Source organism: Blautia sp. AF26-2, assembly GCF_003460955.1.
GTDB classification, from domain to species: Bacteria; Bacillota; Clostridia; order Lachnospirales; family Lachnospiraceae; genus Fusicatenibacter; species Fusicatenibacter saccharivorans.
Map to the genome: position 1 here is coordinate 33909 of NZ_QTWD01000012.1, position 15393 is coordinate 49301.

The following is a 15393-nucleotide window of genomic DNA, read 5'->3' on the forward strand; positions in this document are numbered from 1 at the left end:
AAAACTATATAATGGGAACCGTGAGGTGATAACAAATGACGATAGACTCAGATAAAATTCTTCATGATTTACTGAATTCACTGGATTCTCTCGAAGGCATCCGCCCGGGGGAAATCCCGAACATTGCTTTATATATGGACCAGGTCACGACCTTTATGGACGCACAGCTCGCTTCTTCGCGCCGTTTCGAGTCCGATAAGGTTCTGACAAAAACAATGATCAACAACTATGCAAAAAACAAGCTGCTCCCGCCGCCGGTCAAAAAGAAATATTCGCCGGAGCACATGATGCTTCTGGTTTTTATTTACTACTTTAAAAACATCCTCTCGATCACGGATATCCAGACACTGCTCGCCCCGATCACCGATCGGTATTTCGGCACGGAGAGCGGCTTTTCCATCCAAGATATCTACGACGAAATTTTCCAGATGGAAAAAGAAGAAATTGCATCCGTAAAAGAAGATCTTCTGAAAAAAGCGGATGTATCCAAGTCCATGTTCGGCAGCTCACCGGAGGAGGACCGGGAATTTCTCCAGCTCTTTTCGTTTATCTGTCTGCTGAGTTTCGATGTCTATCTGAAAAAACAGATGATCGAGCACATGGTGGATGAACTGGCATCCCTCGCGGCGCCTTCTGATCCGAAAAAGAAAAATTAAGAACAAACGTGTAAAATCAAAAAAGACGGCTGCGTTGGAATCGCACCGTCTTTTTTGATTTTACACATTTTCTTTCTTTTCCATCCGTTCAAACACCATCTCATATCCGTCGTTTCCATAGCTTAAGGAACGGTTCACGCGGCTGATCGTCGCCGTGGATGCTCCCGTCTTTTCGGAGATTTCCAGATACGTTCTCTTCTCCCGCAGCATTTTCGCCACTTCAAACCGCTGCGACAGCGAAAGCAGTTCATTGATGGTGCATACATCCTCAAAAAAAGTATAGCATTCTTCCTTATTCTTCAGACACAAAATTGCCTCAAAAAGCTGGTCTACTGCTTCTGAATGAAGTTTCTTGTTCATTTCAAGCCCTCCTGTACGAAAATTAAGTCCCCATCTCATTCTTATAACTTGGAATACTACCATTTTAGCACAGTAAAGTGTGAAATACAAGTCCTTTTATCCCTGCATCAGCAAAGCCTGTACCATCGACTCCCGCTGTCTGCGGTAATCGCTCGGCGAACAGGCCTTTACCGTCTTGAAGGTACGGTTGAAGGCACTTAAAGAAGAGAATCCGGAATTCATCGCCACATCCGTGATACTCATCTTTTTGTCATACAGAAGCTCCTCTGCGCGTTTGACGCGTTTAGAATTGAGGTACTCATAGAATGTCATGTTCATGTACTGCTTGAAAATTCTGGTAAAGTGGAACTTGGAAAATCCGCTGACCGCAGCTACTTCCTCGAGAGAAAGATTCTCCATGTAATGGACATTGATATAACGGCAGACGCTTAAAACAGCCTCTATATATTCCTGCTGCTTCATTGCCCCGAACGTATTCTGCGCGTTGGCATCCGAAAAGCCCTTGCGGCCAAACTCTGAAAAAAGCTCTTTGAGGCCGGTGCAGATTCTGTGCGTCATCACTGCGCCCTCATTATCGTATTCCCGCACCAGTTCCAGAATCTGGCTGCGTAGAAACAGATAGAAGGGATCTTCCTCATCCTCTTTTTTGAAGTAGATGGCCGGAAGCCGCAGGAAAATCGTTTCCATTTCTTCCTGATTCTCCACACAGCCCGGTTCCACCAGCATGACAATCCGTTCTCCCTGGGATACGAATCTCATTCCGTGTACAACGCCGGAATTGATCATAATGATGTCGCCCTCTTTGAGATTATAGCTGTCTTTTCCGACAACAACCTCATATTCGCCTCTGGTCGGCATGATAATTTCAATTGCGGTATGCCAGTGCTTCGGATAGCCTTCTGTCACGGTGTTGTGAAAGATTTCAAACGCCGGCGGGTTTGCTGCATTCCGGTCAAATGTTTTCCCATGTTCCACTTTCTTCATCTTATTTCTTACCTCTTTTTATTACAGCAGCTCTGTAAACAGATCTTTTACGGTCGGATAAATCTTTGCAAATTTCTGATACTGGCGCTCATATTTCTCAACCAGTTCCGGTTCCGGCTCGATGGTCTCTGTCACACGAACAATTTTTTCTGCCGCCTCTTCTACGGATGAAAAGACACCGCAGGCAACGGCTGCCAGCATGGCTCCGCCAAGTGCCGGGCCTTCCTCGGACTCGATACGGTCCACTTTGATGTTCAGCACGTTTGCGATCATGCGTCTCCACAGCGGGCTCTTTGCACCGCCTCCGCAGATTTTCGTTCTCTCGATCTGGATGCCGAGGGATTTTGCTACCTCAAAGGAATCGCGGATCGCAAAGGCAACGCCCTCGAGAACAGCCTGGGTCATATCCTCTCTTGTGGTGTCCATGGTCAGGCCGATGAAGGTTCCTCTTGCATCCGGGTTGTTGTGCGGGGAACGCTCGCCCATCAGATACGGCAGGAAGAAGACATTATTCTCGCCAAGTTTTGTGATGTTCTCCTGCTCTTTTGTATATTCTTTTGTGCGGATGATTTCATCCATCCACCATTTGTTGCAGGAAGCTGCACTCAGCATGCATCCCATCAGGTGATAGTGGCCGTCTGCGTGTGCGAATGCGTGCAGGGCATTGTGGCTGTCTACGCCGAATTTGTTGCTGGAAATGAATACGGTTCCGCTTGTACCAAGGGAAACGTTGCACATGCCGTCGCCTACGGTTCCGGTTCCGACTGCGGCTGCTGCGTTGTCTCCGGCTCCTGCTACAACTTTACAGGTCTCCGGCAGTCCAAGTTCTGCTGCTACTTCCGGTTTTAAGGTTCCGACAGCGTCAAAGCTCTCATGGAGCTCCGGCAGCATCTCCAGGGAAATACCGCAGATTTCTGCCATCTCTTTGGACCAGCATTTGTTCTTGACATCCATTAGAAGCATGCCCGATGCATCGGAGTAGTCGCTTACGAATGCGCCGGAGAGACGGTATGCCAGGTAATCTTTTGGAAGCATGATTTTGCAGATTTTTTCGAAGTTATCCGGCTCATTTTCTTTCACCCAGAGAATCTTCGGTGCGGTAAAGCCTGCAAATGCAATGTTTGCGGTGTACTCGGAGAGTTTTTCTTTTCCGATTACGGTGTTCAGATAATCGGTCTGTTTTGCGGTACGGCCGTCGTTCCAGAGGATCGCCGGGCGGATGACGTTATCGTTCTCATCCAGGATGACAAGGCCATGCATCTGGCCGCCGAAGCTGATGCCGGCTACCTGGGATTTGTCTACGTCTTTTACCAGCTCGCGGATTCCCTCTTTGCTCTGCTCCCACCAGTCTTCCGGTTTCTGCTCAGACCAGCCTGGATGCGGGAAATACAGCGGATACTCTCTCGATACAATATTTACAATTTTGCCTTCCTCGTCCATCAGAAGCAGTTTGACAGCGGAAGTACCAAGGTCAACACCAATAAAATACATGTCGAATCTCCTTTTTCTACTCTTTTTCAAAAAGGGCGGCAGCAGACCTAGATCTCTGCTCCGCCCTTTTGCTTATGCGTTACTGCATATCTTTCTTATTTTTCAGTGAATCTTCCGGAACGGATTAGCCCCACGGATTCTCTGTCGGGTAACGAACACCCTTCGGCTGGTTGTAGCCGATCTCATCTACTTCAACACCGAGCATTTTGAATACTTCGAATAACGGTTTTCCGAAGTGTCCGAATGCTACTGCGCCGTGATGCGGATAGTTTTTCTCTACCAGTACGTGACGGTAGAATCTGCCCATCTCCGGAATAGCGAAGATACCGATGCTTCCGAAGGAACGTGTTGCTACAGGAAGAACCTCGCCCTCTGCGATGTATCCGCGCAGTTTTGCGTCAGATGTGCTCTGCAGACGATAGAAGGTGATGTCTCCAGGAACGATATCTCCCTCGAGGGTACCCTGTGTTACTTCTTCCGGAAGGGTTCTTGCCATGATCATCTGATATTTCATAGAGCAGAATGCCAGTTTGGTGGAAGCGGTATTTCCGCAGTGGAATCCCATGAAGGTATCTTTTAAGGTGTAATCAAATTTGCCTTTGATTTCGCTCTCATACATATCCTTCGGAACGGTGTTGTTGATGTCGAGGAGTGTTACGGTGTCTTTGGATACAACGGTTCCGATGAACTCGGACAGTGTTCCGTAGATATCTACCTCACAGGATACCGGGATGCCCATCTTGGTCAGACGGCTGTTGACATAGCAGGGAACGAATCCGAACTGTGTCTGGAATGCCGGCCAGCATTTTCCGGTCAGGGTTACGTATTTTCTGGAGCCTTTGTGTGCTTCGATCCAGTCTAACAGGGTGATCTCGTACTGAGCCAGTTTCGGCAGGATTTCCGGTTTCAGGTTTCCTTCGCCGAGCTCTTTTGCCATATCTTCTACGACTGCCGGGATTCTCTCGTCGCCTGCGTGTTTGTTGAATGCTTCAAACAGGTCAAGCTCGGAGTTCTCTTCGATTTCTACGCCGAGGTTGTACAGCTGTTTGATCGGTGCGTTACATGCCAGGAAGTTGGCCGGACGCGGTCCGAAGCTGATGATTTTCAGGTTCTTAACAGCTACAACTGCAGTTGCAACCGGTACGAAATCTTTGATCATGGCTGCTACGTCTTCTGCATCGCCAACCGGGTACTCCGGAATGTATGCGTCCAGGTTGCGCAGTTTCAGGTTGTAGCTTGCGTTCAGAACGCCGCAGTATGCATCGCCGCGTCCGCCTACAAGGTCGTCGCCGGTCTCTTCTGCTGCTGCTACTACCATGCAAGGTCCGTCGAAGTATTTTACAAGCAGGGTTTCCTCGGTCTCCGGTCCGAAGTTTCCAAGGTATACAACAAGTGCATCACACTCTGCTTTTTTCAGGTCTTCGAGTGCGTTCATCATGTCGATTTCATTCTCGACGATGATTGGACATTCGTAGATTTCTCCGTCGTATGCTTTTACGACTGCTTTTCTTCTGTTCTCGGAAAGGCTGTTCGGGAAGCAGTCACGGCTTACTGCAACGATACCTAATTTGATTTCCGGTGTATTGTTGATCATTTTTGAAGATCCTCCTTTTTTTGGTTTTCTTGGTTTTTGGTTTCTTTTTATGTTCAGAACTGCTCTTTTGGGGCAGTGTTTCTGATTTCTGGTTTTGTCTCTGGTTTTATTTTACCGAGAGGTTTTCTCCTTTGATGCCTGCTACGCTTCCAGCGATGTTTGCATCCGGGTGGCTTAAGAGCCATTTGTTTCTGGCGAAGAGCAGGTCGTCTTCCGGGGTGTGTTTTTCTTCCAGGGTGATGTCGGTATTGGTTCCTTTTGGAAGGACTACGACACATTTGAAGCCGCTGGCTGCCACGTTGCATGGTGCGTAGTGGAGGGTGGTTGCGTAGACTTCAATGGTGGTTCCGGCCGGGATTAAGAAGGCCTCCATTTTGGATGAGTCGTAGGTGTGGTCTTCGGTGATGTCCTGTTCTTTTCCGAGGATCAGGATCAGGTCGGTTACGGCGATGTTGATTTCGCTGTCGCGGTGGTATTCTACGGCGTTCAGTAAATGGTTGTGGCCGTTGCAGTAGCCGATCTGGATCGGCATGCCGCCGTAGAGGCTGTCGGATACGGACTGGGCGCTTTTGCAGGCTTCGAGGCTTTCAATGGAAGGCTCGTAGACTACGTCGTCGGGACATGGGGTCTCGGACATGGCGGTGATGATGTCGCTGACGTCGAGGTCTTTGATGACTTTGCCGTACTGGCGGAATGCTTCGTCTGTTACTTTCAGAATCTGCATTGTTTTGGTGCTCCTTTCGTACAATTAGTTTAATGATTGAACTAATTGTAATATAGCACTTGTATGTACTTCTTGTCAACATGTATTTGGGTGAAAAAACGGGCGGGTTGACAAATAAGGGGGAGGTTGGTATACTTTGATACGTTAAAATAATAAGACGCTAGGGGAGCCTTTGGCTGAGAACGTGGGACAAGGATAAGCTCACGGACCCTCACTACCTGAACGGGATAATTCCTGCGTAGGGAAGCTGGAACGTGGTTTCGGAGGTGATTCGGGACTGCGTTTTTATGTGAGCCCCTCCAAGCGGAATGCGAAGGAGGTTTTTTTATGAGTTTTTTTGTTACTGCTGACGGCGGACTGACGACGGCCGGTTATGTTGGATGCGTGGTGCTGATGGTGGCGCTGGTGGTGATTGCTTCGGTTCTTTCTGCTCAGAAGAGTAAGGGGACGGGAATGGATGCAAGGAAGCTGGCGTTTTGTGCGATGGGGATGGCGCTGGCGTTTGTGACTTCGTATGTGAAGGTGTTTGAGCTGCCGTACGGGGGATCGGTTACGTTGTTTTCGATGCTGTTTATTGTGCTGATTGCGAACTGGTATGGGGCGAAGACGGGTATTCTCGTTGGTTTTGCTTATGGACTGCTGCAGTTTATCCAGGGGCCGTATGTGCTGTCGCTGTTCCAGGTGTGCTGTGATTATGTGTTTGCGTTTGCGGCGCTGGGTGTGGCCGGATTCTTTGGAAAGAAGAAAAACGGGCTGCTGATCGGGTATATTGTAGCTGTGCTGGCGAGGGGATTTTTCCATACGTTAGGCGGGTATCTGTACTGGATGGATTATATGCCGGAGAATTTCCCGCAGTCTTTAAAGGCGCTGTATCCGATTATTTACAACTACAGCTATCTGCTGGCTGAAGGTGTGCTGACGGTGATTCTGATCTCGCTGCCGCCGGTGAAGAAAGCACTGCAGACGGTTGCAAGAACAGCACATGGTGCAAATTAAATAGAATTACGTGAAAAAATCCGGGAACGCATGATTTTGCGTTTCCGGATTTTTTACGTGGATATCAAAATTTACTGAGCACTCTCCTCTGCGGCTGTGTCGGCGGCGGAGCTCATGGGGGTGATGACGATGTTTTCTACGCCGATTCCGGTTTTACGGGTTACGATGTCTTCGATCTGGGCACGCTGTTCCTCGGTTACTTCTTTCATCGGAACGACGATGTCGGCGGTTTCGCCGGTCAGGTTTACAACGACGTCGGTGAAGCCTTTGGCTTCGAGGAGGAGTTCAGTTGCTGACTCTTTTTCTACGAGTTCCGTCATTTCCACCATGCTCTGGACAGCGCTCTGGCGCTCGGTTTCGGAGAGGTTGGTGTTGTTGATGATTTCATTTAAGGTGTCTTTGTTCTGGGAACGGATCTGTTCGCGGTCAATTCTGGCCTGGGCCATGTATGTAGATGCCCCGGCAAGGACTGCCTCTCCCGGCGTTTCGGTGACGGTCCGCGACGAGTCCCCTGCTGTGCCGGCATCCACCTCGTCGGTGATGTCGGTGTCCAGGCTGGAGATGTCTTTTAAAACGGTGCTGGCATCCGCCGTGGTTCCGTCTGCCTTCTCCTTCGTGGACAGGGTACTGTCAGCATAGTTGATGTATCCGGCGACGGCAATCATGATCGCAAGGGCGGTGATGATGACCTGGTTTTTCCGGAATTTTTTCTTTTTCCCGGCCGTCTTTTTCGGCGATGGTGTCTCTGCCATTTTCTCAGGTGCATTCATTTCCTGTTCTAATTTTTCCACGCATTTGACTCCTTTACTTCATTTTGACTACTTTAATCTTATTTGCGCCCACCTGAAATAATGCCATCACGGCCTCCTGAATCTCCTGTATCGTCACCGGGTTTCCCCCGCCTTCTGCGATAACGAGCACGCCGCGCACCGCCGGGTACTCCTCGGAAACCACATACGGTGTCTCGGCTCCGTTCTGTGTCTTTTCATAGACAGTTGCCTCATCCTGCGACGAGGATGTAACGCTTCCGGTCTCCTCTCCCTTCTTGTTTTCCTCCGTTGTGCTCCGCGTTGGGACATCTTTTTCCACAATCTTTTTTCCTGTGGATTCCAGCGTCACCACGACGTGCACTGCGCCCACACCGTCCATCTGGGAAAGTGCGTCGCAAAGGCGCTGTTCCATCTCCTCCTGCACCGAAAGTCCCGCATCCCCCGCCGGACGCGCAGCCGTCTCCTGCGGCTGTTCTGTCTCCTCACTGGTCTTTTTTGTTCCCGTCGGCAGCAGCAGGACAACGCCGATTGCCGCCAGCAGGAAGTACAGCATCCACTGCTCCTTTTTCTGTTTCCGGAAAAACGCCGCTGCCTTTTCCCTCATAGGCCTATTCCGAAATCTCTACCATAATATGCGCCGGATCGGTTCCGTAGACCTCACTTAAAACACTTTTGATCTCTGTCAGCTTTTCATCGAGCATTTCCCGCTGTTTTTTCTGTTCTTCGCGGTAAATGCTCGTCTGCCGCATCGGCGCTTCAATGCGGATCTCTTTTGCCTCACCGGTGTTTCCCGGCTCCAGCGTTACCGAAACGGCTGCCCCCGGAATGCCGCTCTCTGACAGATACATCCGGATCTGGCGCTCCGTCTCTTTTTCCCAGGCGCCCACGTAATACTGTTTTTCAAAGCTTTCTGCACGAATCTGTACATTTTCCATTGCTGCTGCCTCCTCTTCCAGCGTCAGACGGTCGAGCGTCTGCGCCATTTTCTGCTCCAAACCTCCCGCTTTTAGCACGGGCTGAAAAAAAATCAGTACCATCACAATTCCAAGAAAAAACTGAACCGGCTTCTTGTCCTCCTTCTCCGGGATCAGGTTCAGCACAGTTGTCATAAAAATCAGAAAAATTGAAATATTCTTAAGCCACTGCAGAATCTCTTCTACCATGCCGCCTCCCGCCGCTGCATGCCCAACTACACGCTAGAGCGTGTCTGAAAAACCATTTCCGCAAGCTGCAAGCCCCACTTTGCGGTATATTTTACCCTCATTCGGTTGCCGTAGCCCGCTACGCCGCCCTCATTCGGATAAAATCTCCCACAAACTGGGACTCGCAGCTTGCGAAAAGCCTTTTTCAGACAAGCTCTAGGAAAAAGTTCCCGCCAGGATTGCAATCGTCAGCAGAAACAGGACTTCTACGGTCAGAAGGAGACGCAGAAGCATCGCATATCCTTTTCCTGCCGCCGCAAGACATCCCGCGATCCGCTTGTCCGAGACGGGCTGCGCCGCCGCGGCGAGAAGGCGGAAGGAAAGACCCGAAACGAGAAGCTGGACGGCGGGGACCATGCCTGCTGCGAGCAGTACCAGCATTGCCGTCACGCCAAAGCAGTTGCGGATCAGCACCGCGGAGCCTGCCACCAACTCGGTTACAGCATTCACCGCATTTCCGATGCCGGGAATCATTCCGGCAGTCCGCCAGAGTGCCATCTGCCGCAGGGAATCGAGCGCCGGTGCGATCAGATTCCGGATCATCTGCATTCCCACAAGTACGCCGAGCGACGATTTTAAAAGGCCGTTCACGCAGGTTTCCAGCAGCTCTGTCATATGGGACAAAATCTCCTCGCCGGAAAGATCGTTTACAAGGGCGATGAGCAGATAGATATGGATCATCGGGAGGACGAGGGCGAGCAGAAGCTTTTCGACAGCCAGAATCACTAGAAGGAGCATCTGATAAAACATCACGGCTGATGATGCACCACCGGCGGCCGCGGCCGCCAGATAGTAGGATGGCGTCAGAATCCGCATAAAAGCGACCAGCGATGTGATGACAGCTTTCAGGTTTTCCCCGCTCGACTGGAAATTTTTCAGAATCAGTGCAAGCGCAAGCAGATAGACCATATAAAAACTGGCGTCCCTGACCTGTTTTCCTTCAAAGAGAGAGGAAAAACTGCCGAGCACCGCGCCTGCCAGAACGAGGAGAAACAGCTCCTTCATCAGCCCCTTCTGCGCAAGGAATGCTGTTTTGGCACAGGAGAGAACGGCATTTCCGGCACGGAAGGTGCGGAAGGGATCGCCATCCTGCAAAAGAGAACGCACCGTACCGGCAAAAGAAAACTGCTGGCTGGACAGCAGGCTGTCCACTTCCTGCTGGATTGCATCGAAGTCGAGTTCTGCAAGAAGTTCGTCCTGCGCTGCTGCTGCCTGATCCGTTTCGGTATCCGCTGCTTCGATTTTCTGCGTTCTTCCCGTTCCGAAAATGAGACACAGAAAAAGCAGCGCCATGCCCCATCCGGCTTTTTTACAGAAAATCATGAACCGTTTCCAGCAGAGCGAGCAGCACTGGCATACTGACGGCAAGGACCGCCAGGCGGGCGAACAGTTCAATCTGCCCTGCAATGGAAGAATAGCCCGCATCCTTACAGATCCCGGCGGAAAACTGCCCCACATACGTGATCCCAAGCATTTTCAGCAGCGTATTCAGATACGATGAGTCCACCGGGAGATACGATTTCATTTGTGCGAGCATGCCGAGCAGATACTGCATTTTTCCGACGGTCCCGGCAAGAATGCAGAGGCCGGCACCGACCGTCACAAGAAGGGCAAATTCCGGCTTTGCTCCCTTTACTGTGATTCCAAGCAGCACGCCCGCCGTACCAAGCGCAGCGATCCGAAGTATATCCATATGATCCCCTCCGTTTTTTCTCCCTGCTCTTAAATTGTAAACAGTTGTTTGATGTCCTCAAACAGCGCGGAAATATAGGGAAGAATCCAGAACAGCACCAGCACAAGACCGGCAAGGCTTGCAAGAAATGCCTGTTCTTCCCGGCCGCTGTGTTTTAATACCTGGCACAGGACCGATACCAGAATCCCGACTGCCCCGATTTTAAATAGAATCCCGACCTCCACGCCTGCTCCTCCGTTTTCAGACACGCCCTAAACCAGAATCAAAAATAAAAAAAGGCCTCCCATGATTCCAAGACTCTGACAGAGCCTCTTCCTTTCCGGCAATCCTTTCTGCAGTTCCGCGATCCGCTGCACAAGGCGTGCCTCATACCGGTCCAGATTCGCCTTCTGCATGGCGCGGTCCCCGGTGCCAAGGCTGCATCCGGCCTCCTGCAGCTCTTCTTTTTCTTCTTTTGTAAGGCGTGTGTCCGCCAGGTGGACTGCCGTATTCTCTTCCAGAATCGCCGGCAGTGTCTTTCCGTCCGGGCGGCGCATATCCTCGGAAATATCCTGTAAAAAATCCCGGTACGGATCCCGCATCCGCCTTCCCGTCTCCCAGAACGCATCCGGCAGCGGGGAAGCCGCCGTCACAATCTCTCCACGCAGATACTGGATAATTTTCTGCAGTGTTTCCAGATCTTTCACATGGGCCGACAGCGCCGCACTCTTTGCAAAGCCGATCCCGACGCAGGCAAGAGAAGCCGCCAGTAAAACTGCAAGCCGCATCACAGAAACGCCTCCCTTCGGTACAGTGTCGTTCCTCTTCCGTCAAAAATAGCCTGTACGCTTCCGGCGTGGGGTTTCGCATCCAGCACGATGTACCGCTCGAAAACGTGGGATTCCACGAGGCGGTTCAGGAGAGGCTTCTGCTTCATATCCTCCATGGAATTGCCATGCACGGTCGCGAGCAGCTTGCACCCGCAGTTAACGACGGACTCGATCGCACGGATGTCCTCGCCCGTTCCGATCTCATCGACTGCCACCACATCGGGCGACATGGCGCGGATCAGCATCATCATGCCCTCCGCCTTCGGACAGCAGTCGAGCACATCGGTGCGGATGCCGACATCATTCTGCGCAACGCCGAGATAGCAGCCTGCGATCTCGCTCCGTTCATCGACCACACCGACGGTCAGCCCCGGATACGGCGACTCCCCGTCCGAAATCTGGCGGATGATATCGCGCAGCATCGTCGTTTTGCCGCAGCCGGGTGCGGAGACAATCAGGGTGTGCAGGAAACGGCCGTCTTCCCAAAGGTACGGCATCACTCGGTCCGCGCAGCCCTTTTTCTCATGAGCAACCCGCACGTTGATGCAGGATATATGGCTGATGCCTTTCACCTTTTCCCCTTCGATTACCGTCTTTCCGGCAATGCCGATCCGGTGGCCGCCCTCCACGGTCAGAAAACCCTGCCGCAGTTCATCCTCGTAGGCGTAGAGGGAAAAACTTCCTATGTAATCCATCGTATCGCGGATATCCGTCGGTGAGACGGGATAACCTTTCTCCCACTCCCCGGTCAGTGCTCCGTCCGGGGTCAGAAAGTACTCCTGATCCTTTGCGACCACCAGAAGCGGCGCGCCGGTCCGCAGACGGATTTCCTGCAGGTCATCGGCCAGCAGATCTGTGTTTTTCAGAATTTTCCGTATATTCGCAGAAAACAGGCGCAAAAGTTCCCTTTGCTCCTGTTTTTTCTCTGGCGTAACAATATCCTTTTGTCTTCCTGTCCTTTTCATCTTCACCACCTCTTATCGTTATATATATGAGATGGCGGGACAGGTTATGCACGGTTTTTATGGTTCTATTCTTTTCATGCAGATTTTCACGGGCTCCGCTGCCCAGACGGCGCCTTCATATCCTTTCTCCGGACTGAAATGCGTGCAGAGGCCCTCTTTCTTTTCCGTTCCAAGAGAACCCGAAAGACCGGTTCCCCTCCACTTGCCGTAGCTCTCCTCCTCGGTCCAGATCCGGAAAAACAGCGTTTCAGCATTCTCCACTGCGGCAAGGCGTTTCTGGTCTTCGGCGGAAAAATACCGTTCTGCCATGCGCTCCCAGGCAGCGCGGCGGTGCTGCTGCAGATCCATGCCGATCGGAATGGAAGCAAAAGCGCAGGCAGCGTATTCCCCCGAATGAGAAATATTAAAACAGATCTGCGGATGCCCCGGCAGGTACGGTTTTCCGTGCGCATTCCGTTCGATCGTTATCTTTTCTCCATCCAGCCCATACTGTTCCTTCATTCCCATCCGGAACAGCTCCCATCCGCACTGCGAGAGTTCCCGTTCCAGCTCTTTTTTTTCGCCCTCCGGCTGCGTAATTTTTTTCAGATAAACTACCGTCTCCTGCATTCTGCTTCTCCCTCTTCATAGAAAAAGAGACCGCGAAGCCTTTCAACTTTCGGCTCCCCGGTCTCTTCTCGAAAATTCTTTCTTATGCGTTTTTACCGCAGCAGTATTTGTATTTCTTTCCGCTTCCGCACGGGCATGGATCGTTTCTTCCGATTTTTTTGCCTTTGATTACAGTGCCGGATTTTTTCTGCTCCATGTAAAGCGTTTTCTTCTGCTCTTCTGTGAAGATCTCATCCCACATCGGCAGGTTGTACAGCCAGTCTGCTTTTGCGTCTACCATGTTTTTGTACAGAAGCTCTTTATCGTAAGCCAGTGTAACAACGGTATCCTCTTCCATCTCCTCGATCGGGTTCGGGATCACAAGGCTGTCGTTGATGCCGTCCAAGAAACCAACCATGGTCATAACGTCCACTTTGTATTTCTCTGCCAGCTCTTTTACGGTTCCTTTTACCACTTCATCCGGGTTGGAAAGAAGCTGCTCGTAAATGTTTTTCTCAATCAGGAAATAATTGGTCCAGAACTGCTGGAGCTGTTTTTTGTCTGCTTCCTGATTATAGGCGATATCACGCCAATTCTGTAATAAACTCATGTTATTATCCATCCTTTATCTGTTTCTCTGAGCGCGTTTTTTCGCGCCGTCCCCTAGCGGGATTCCGGTTTTTGTAACACGCTTTAGTATATCGGAAAGTCCGCAGAAAATCAACCTTTTTCTTCTTCCTGCTCCAGAATCGGGATTCTGGTATCGCCGAGCGGAATTCCTCTGTGTTCCACCGATGTAGAGAACACGATCTGCGTCTTCGTTCTTCCAAAATGCTGAAGCTGGCCAATAAACTGATCCAGCTCAGATGTCGTGTGGAACACAACCTCCATCAGCATCGAATAGTCGCCGGTCACGCAGTTGCACTCGATCACATTCGGGCAGTCAGTGATGTACGGATAGAATTCCTTTTTCCGCACCGGCTCAACCTCCAGATTGATGAATGCCTTGATCCGATAGTCGAAAACCTCCGGGTTCACACTCGCACGGTAGCCGGTGATCACCCCGTCCTTTTCCAGGCGGTCGATTCTCGCCGAAACCGTCGGCGAAGTGAGACTTACCTTGTCTGCAATACTTTTGAGCGGAAGCCTTGCATCTTCCTGCAGCAGTTCCACAATTTTCCGGTCTGCTGTATCCAGTTCACGTTTCATTCCCTCTCCTTACGTTCCTCCTGCTCTCCTTTTTCTTTCGGAGGCAGTTTCTTTACCACCGTATTTTCCACGCGGTGTTCTTTGACCCGCATGACCTTGATCCAGAGATCGTCGGTCTCGAGTTCAAACTGGCTGCCGTCATCCGGAACCGCACCGAGTTCGCCGAAAATGTAGCCGCCGAACGTTTCATATTCATCGACCGGCAGTTTGATCTTCAGTTCCTCCGCCACATCATCCAACGAGGCACTTCCCATGATTTTCCAGGTGTCTGTGGAAATCAGCTCAATTTCCGATGGCTGCCCGATCTCCGCCTCATCATTCAAGTCCCCGACAAGCTGCTCGATCAGGTTACGCACGGTGATAATTCCATCCATGCCGCCGTACTCATCCAGAACCACGGCAAAATAGTTGCCGGTCTTTTTCATGTTCTGGAACAGCGTGGCAGCCTTGATGTTTTCAGGAACAAAATAAGGCTGTTTGATTGCTTCTTTCATGACATGATCGCGGTCCTTGGTGCGAAGCCGGAAATAATCCTTGGCGTCCAGAACGCCGATGATATCGTCCACATTTTCACCACAGACCGGGTAATAAGAATGGCGGCTTTCATGGATCAGCTGCTCCCACTCCTCCATCGAGTCTTCCAGCCACAGAAGATCTACATCGGTTCTGTGGACGCAGATTTCATCAATGGTCAGATCATCGAACTCAAATACGTTCTGAATCATATCTTTTTCTTCATTGTCGATCGCGCCTTTTTCGCTGCCGGCATCTACCATCATCCGGATTTCTTCCTCCGTCACCTGATCGTCGTCCTCATCCGGATCGATCCCCAGAAGGCGCAGGATACCGTTTGTCGATGCAGTCAGCAGCCACACAAGCGGTGCAAACACTTTCGAAGCACCGCTTACAAGACCGGAAATCCCGAGCGCAATCTGCTCAGCCTTCTGCATTGCAATCCTTTTCGGCACCAGTTCGCCAAAGATCAGGGTGATGTAAGATAAAAGCAGCGTAATCAGCACAACGGCAATCGCATCCAGTGTCTTTTCCGGAATCTTCATACCCGCGTCCACAAGAGCAGAAACGATTCGATCCGAAAAATTTTCTGCTGCAAAGGCACTTCCAAGAAAACCGGACAGAGTGATGACCACCTGTATCGTTGCAAGAAAACGGGATGGCTGTTCCGTCAGATGAAACAGCTTCGCCGCTCTTTTGTTTCCCTCCTGTGCCATTTTTTCCAGTTTAGCGTCGTTGCAGGAGACCACAGCGATCTCCGCGCAGGCAAATACCGCATTGACCGCTATCAATACGACCTGCAAAAGAATACTGCCGACTATGTCACTGTCCAAACGTTT

Annotated in this window: 19 protein-coding genes, 2 pseudogenes and 1 riboswitch; of the genes and pseudogenes, 3 read left to right on the forward strand and 18 right to left on the reverse strand. The window is 50.8% G+C overall.

Translation table 11 applies throughout. The features are described from left to right. Positions 1-35: 35 nt before the first annotated feature. Positions 36-656 carry a DUF1836 domain-containing protein gene (locus DWY63_RS14585; protein WP_117510256.1) on the forward strand — a complete coding sequence of 207 codons (621 nt, stop codon included), beginning with the start codon at positions 36-38 and terminating at the stop codon, positions 654-656. Between the two features lie 60 nt (positions 657-716). On the opposite strand, the gene DWY63_RS14590 is transcribed toward DWY63_RS14585, so the two are convergent. From DWY63_RS14590 to DWY63_RS14610, 5 genes are all read right to left on the reverse strand, one after another. Further along, complete coding sequence (locus tag DWY63_RS14590) at positions 717-1016, reverse strand: YerC/YecD family TrpR-related protein (protein WP_022463203.1); 300 nt, start codon at positions 1014-1016, stop codon at positions 717-719. Positions 1017-1112: 96 nt separating this feature from the next. Then, complete coding sequence (locus DWY63_RS14595; RefSeq protein WP_117510257.1) at positions 1113-2000, reverse strand: AraC family transcriptional regulator; 888 nt, start codon at positions 1998-2000, stop codon at positions 1113-1115. A 21-nt stretch (positions 2001-2021) separates the two neighbouring features. Further along, the gene (gene xylB / locus DWY63_RS14600) at positions 2022-3491 is read right to left on the reverse strand and encodes a xylulokinase (RefSeq protein WP_117802512.1); all 1470 of its coding nucleotides are present in this window, start codon (positions 3489-3491) and stop codon (positions 2022-2024) included. A gap of 124 nt (positions 3492-3615) precedes the next feature. Further along, positions 3616-5082 (reverse strand): L-fucose/L-arabinose isomerase family protein, encoded by a 1467-nt coding sequence (locus DWY63_RS14605; protein WP_117802543.1) that lies wholly within the window; start codon positions 5080-5082, stop codon positions 3616-3618. A gap of 109 nt (positions 5083-5191) precedes the next feature. Next, positions 5192-5809, reverse strand: a complete 618-nt coding sequence (locus DWY63_RS14610; protein WP_055221409.1) for a DUF4867 family protein — start codon at positions 5807-5809, stop codon at positions 5192-5194. A gap of 152 nt (positions 5810-5961) precedes the next feature. Then, a riboswitch (TPP riboswitch) is annotated at positions 5962-6071 on the forward strand. Between the two features lie 65 nt (positions 6072-6136). On the opposite strand from DWY63_RS14610, the gene DWY63_RS14615 reads away from it, so the two are divergent. Next, on the forward strand, positions 6137-6805 hold the full coding sequence (locus DWY63_RS14615) for an energy-coupled thiamine transporter ThiT (RefSeq protein WP_055221407.1): 669 nt from the start codon (positions 6137-6139) through the stop codon (positions 6803-6805). Positions 6806-6876: 71 nt separating this feature from the next. On the opposite strand, the gene DWY63_RS14620 is transcribed toward DWY63_RS14615, so the two are convergent. The 3 genes from DWY63_RS14620 to DWY63_RS14630 are packed head-to-tail and all read right to left on the reverse strand — an operon-like array spanning position 6877 to position 8738. Next, positions 6877-7596: a SpoIIIAH-like family protein gene (locus tag DWY63_RS14620; protein ID WP_238033485.1), complete on the reverse strand. Its 720-nt coding sequence runs from the start codon at positions 7594-7596 to the stop codon at positions 6877-6879. 13 nt (positions 7597-7609) lie between these two features. Next, complete coding sequence (locus DWY63_RS14625) at positions 7610-8179, reverse strand: hypothetical protein (RefSeq protein ID WP_055228505.1); 570 nt, start codon at positions 8177-8179, stop codon at positions 7610-7612. A gap of 4 nt (positions 8180-8183) precedes the next feature. Continuing rightward, the gene (locus DWY63_RS14630) at positions 8184-8738 is read right to left on the reverse strand and encodes a stage III sporulation protein AF (RefSeq protein ID WP_022463195.1); all 555 of its coding nucleotides are present in this window, start codon (positions 8736-8738) and stop codon (positions 8184-8186) included. Positions 8739-8752: 14 nt separating this feature from the next. Between DWY63_RS14630 and DWY63_RS18950 the strand changes: the two are divergent. Then, positions 8753-8881: pseudogene (locus tag DWY63_RS18950) on the forward strand (DUF6783 domain-containing protein); the annotation flags it as partial. On the opposite strand, the pseudogene DWY63_RS18955 reads toward DWY63_RS18950, so the two are convergent. The 10 genes and pseudogenes from DWY63_RS18955 to DWY63_RS14680 all read right to left on the reverse strand — a co-directional run. After that, positions 8831-8962 (reverse strand): annotated as a pseudogene (locus DWY63_RS18955) (DUF6783 domain-containing protein); the annotation flags it as partial. The pseudogenes DWY63_RS18950 and DWY63_RS18955 overlap by 51 nt on opposite strands. Continuing rightward, complete coding sequence (locus DWY63_RS14640; protein ID WP_055221402.1) at positions 8934-10100, reverse strand: stage III sporulation protein AE; 1167 nt, start codon at positions 10098-10100, stop codon at positions 8934-8936. The gene DWY63_RS14640 and the pseudogene DWY63_RS18955, both read right to left, overlap by 29 nt. Beyond that, positions 10087-10470: a SpoIIIAC/SpoIIIAD family protein gene (locus DWY63_RS14645; protein WP_055221401.1), complete on the reverse strand. Its 384-nt coding sequence runs from the start codon at positions 10468-10470 to the stop codon at positions 10087-10089. The genes DWY63_RS14640 and DWY63_RS14645 overlap by 14 nt, the downstream gene beginning before the upstream one ends. A 29-nt stretch (positions 10471-10499) precedes the next feature. Beyond that, positions 10500-10694, reverse strand: coding sequence for a stage III sporulation protein AC (gene spoIIIAC / locus DWY63_RS14650; protein WP_022463192.1), 195 nt, complete (start codon positions 10692-10694; stop codon positions 10500-10502). Between the two features lie 27 nt (positions 10695-10721). Continuing rightward, positions 10722-11237 (reverse strand): stage III sporulation protein AB, encoded by a 516-nt coding sequence (locus DWY63_RS14655; RefSeq protein WP_055221399.1) that lies wholly within the window; start codon positions 11235-11237, stop codon positions 10722-10724. Next, on the reverse strand, positions 11237-12244 hold the full coding sequence (gene spoIIIAA / locus DWY63_RS14660) for a stage III sporulation protein AA (RefSeq protein ID WP_055228503.1): 1008 nt from the start codon (positions 12242-12244) through the stop codon (positions 11237-11239). The genes DWY63_RS14655 and spoIIIAA overlap by 1 nt, the downstream gene beginning before the upstream one ends. Before the next feature lie 57 nt (positions 12245-12301). Continuing rightward, entirely contained in the window at positions 12302-12853 is a 552-nt protein-coding gene (locus DWY63_RS14665) for a 4'-phosphopantetheinyl transferase family protein (protein ID WP_117802514.1), read from the reverse strand. Between the two features lie 82 nt (positions 12854-12935). Further along, positions 12936-13442: an SEC-C metal-binding domain-containing protein gene (locus DWY63_RS14670; RefSeq protein ID WP_055221393.1), complete on the reverse strand. Its 507-nt coding sequence runs from the start codon at positions 13440-13442 to the stop codon at positions 12936-12938. Between the two features lie 110 nt (positions 13443-13552). Further along, positions 13553-14029, reverse strand: a complete 477-nt coding sequence (locus DWY63_RS14675) for an Lrp/AsnC family transcriptional regulator (RefSeq protein ID WP_055221452.1) — start codon at positions 14027-14029, stop codon at positions 13553-13555. 8 nt (positions 14030-14037) lie between these two features. After that, positions 14038-15387: a hemolysin family protein gene (locus tag DWY63_RS14680; RefSeq protein WP_022463186.1), complete on the reverse strand. Its 1350-nt coding sequence runs from the start codon at positions 15385-15387 to the stop codon at positions 14038-14040. Between the last annotated feature and the right edge of the window lie 6 nt (positions 15388-15393).

Coding starts and splice junctions, on each gene's coding strand:
- DWY63_RS14595 (WP_117510257.1), bottom strand. CDS start 2,000: ATGAAGAAAGTGGAACATGGGAAAACATTTGACCGGAATGCAGCAAAC.
- xylB (WP_117802512.1), bottom strand. CDS start 3,491: ATGTATTTTATTGGTGTTGACCTTGGTACTTCCGCTGTCAAACTGCTT.
- DWY63_RS14640 (WP_055221402.1), bottom strand. CDS start 10,100: ATGATTTTCTGTAAAAAAGCCGGATGGGGCATGGCGCTGCTTTTTCTG.
- DWY63_RS14630 (WP_022463195.1), bottom strand. CDS start 8,738: ATGGTAGAAGAGATTCTGCAGTGGCTTAAGAATATTTCAATTTTTCTG.
- DWY63_RS14670 (WP_055221393.1), bottom strand. CDS start 13,442: ATGAGTTTATTACAGAATTGGCGTGATATCGCCTATAATCAGGAAGCA.
- DWY63_RS14615 (WP_055221407.1), top strand. CDS start 6,137: ATGAGTTTTTTTGTTACTGCTGACGGCGGACTGACGACGGCCGGTTAT.
- DWY63_RS14625 (WP_055228505.1), bottom strand. CDS start 8,179: ATGAGGGAAAAGGCAGCGGCGTTTTTCCGGAAACAGAAAAAGGAGCAG.
- spoIIIAA (WP_055228503.1), bottom strand. CDS start 12,244: ATGAAAAGGACAGGAAGACAAAAGGATATTGTTACGCCAGAGAAAAAA.
- DWY63_RS14645 (WP_055221401.1), bottom strand. CDS start 10,470: ATGGATATACTTCGGATCGCTGCGCTTGGTACGGCGGGCGTGCTGCTT.
- DWY63_RS14585 (WP_117510256.1), top strand. CDS start 36: ATGACGATAGACTCAGATAAAATTCTTCATGATTTACTGAATTCACTG.
- DWY63_RS14655 (WP_055221399.1), bottom strand. CDS start 11,237: ATGCGGCTTGCAGTTTTACTGGCGGCTTCTCTTGCCTGCGTCGGGATC.
- DWY63_RS14665 (WP_117802514.1), bottom strand. CDS start 12,853: ATGCAGGAGACGGTAGTTTATCTGAAAAAAATTACGCAGCCGGAGGGC.
- DWY63_RS14610 (WP_055221409.1), bottom strand. CDS start 5,809: ATGCAGATTCTGAAAGTAACAGACGAAGCATTCCGCCAGTACGGCAAA.
- DWY63_RS14590 (WP_022463203.1), bottom strand. CDS start 1,016: ATGAACAAGAAACTTCATTCAGAAGCAGTAGACCAGCTTTTTGAGGCA.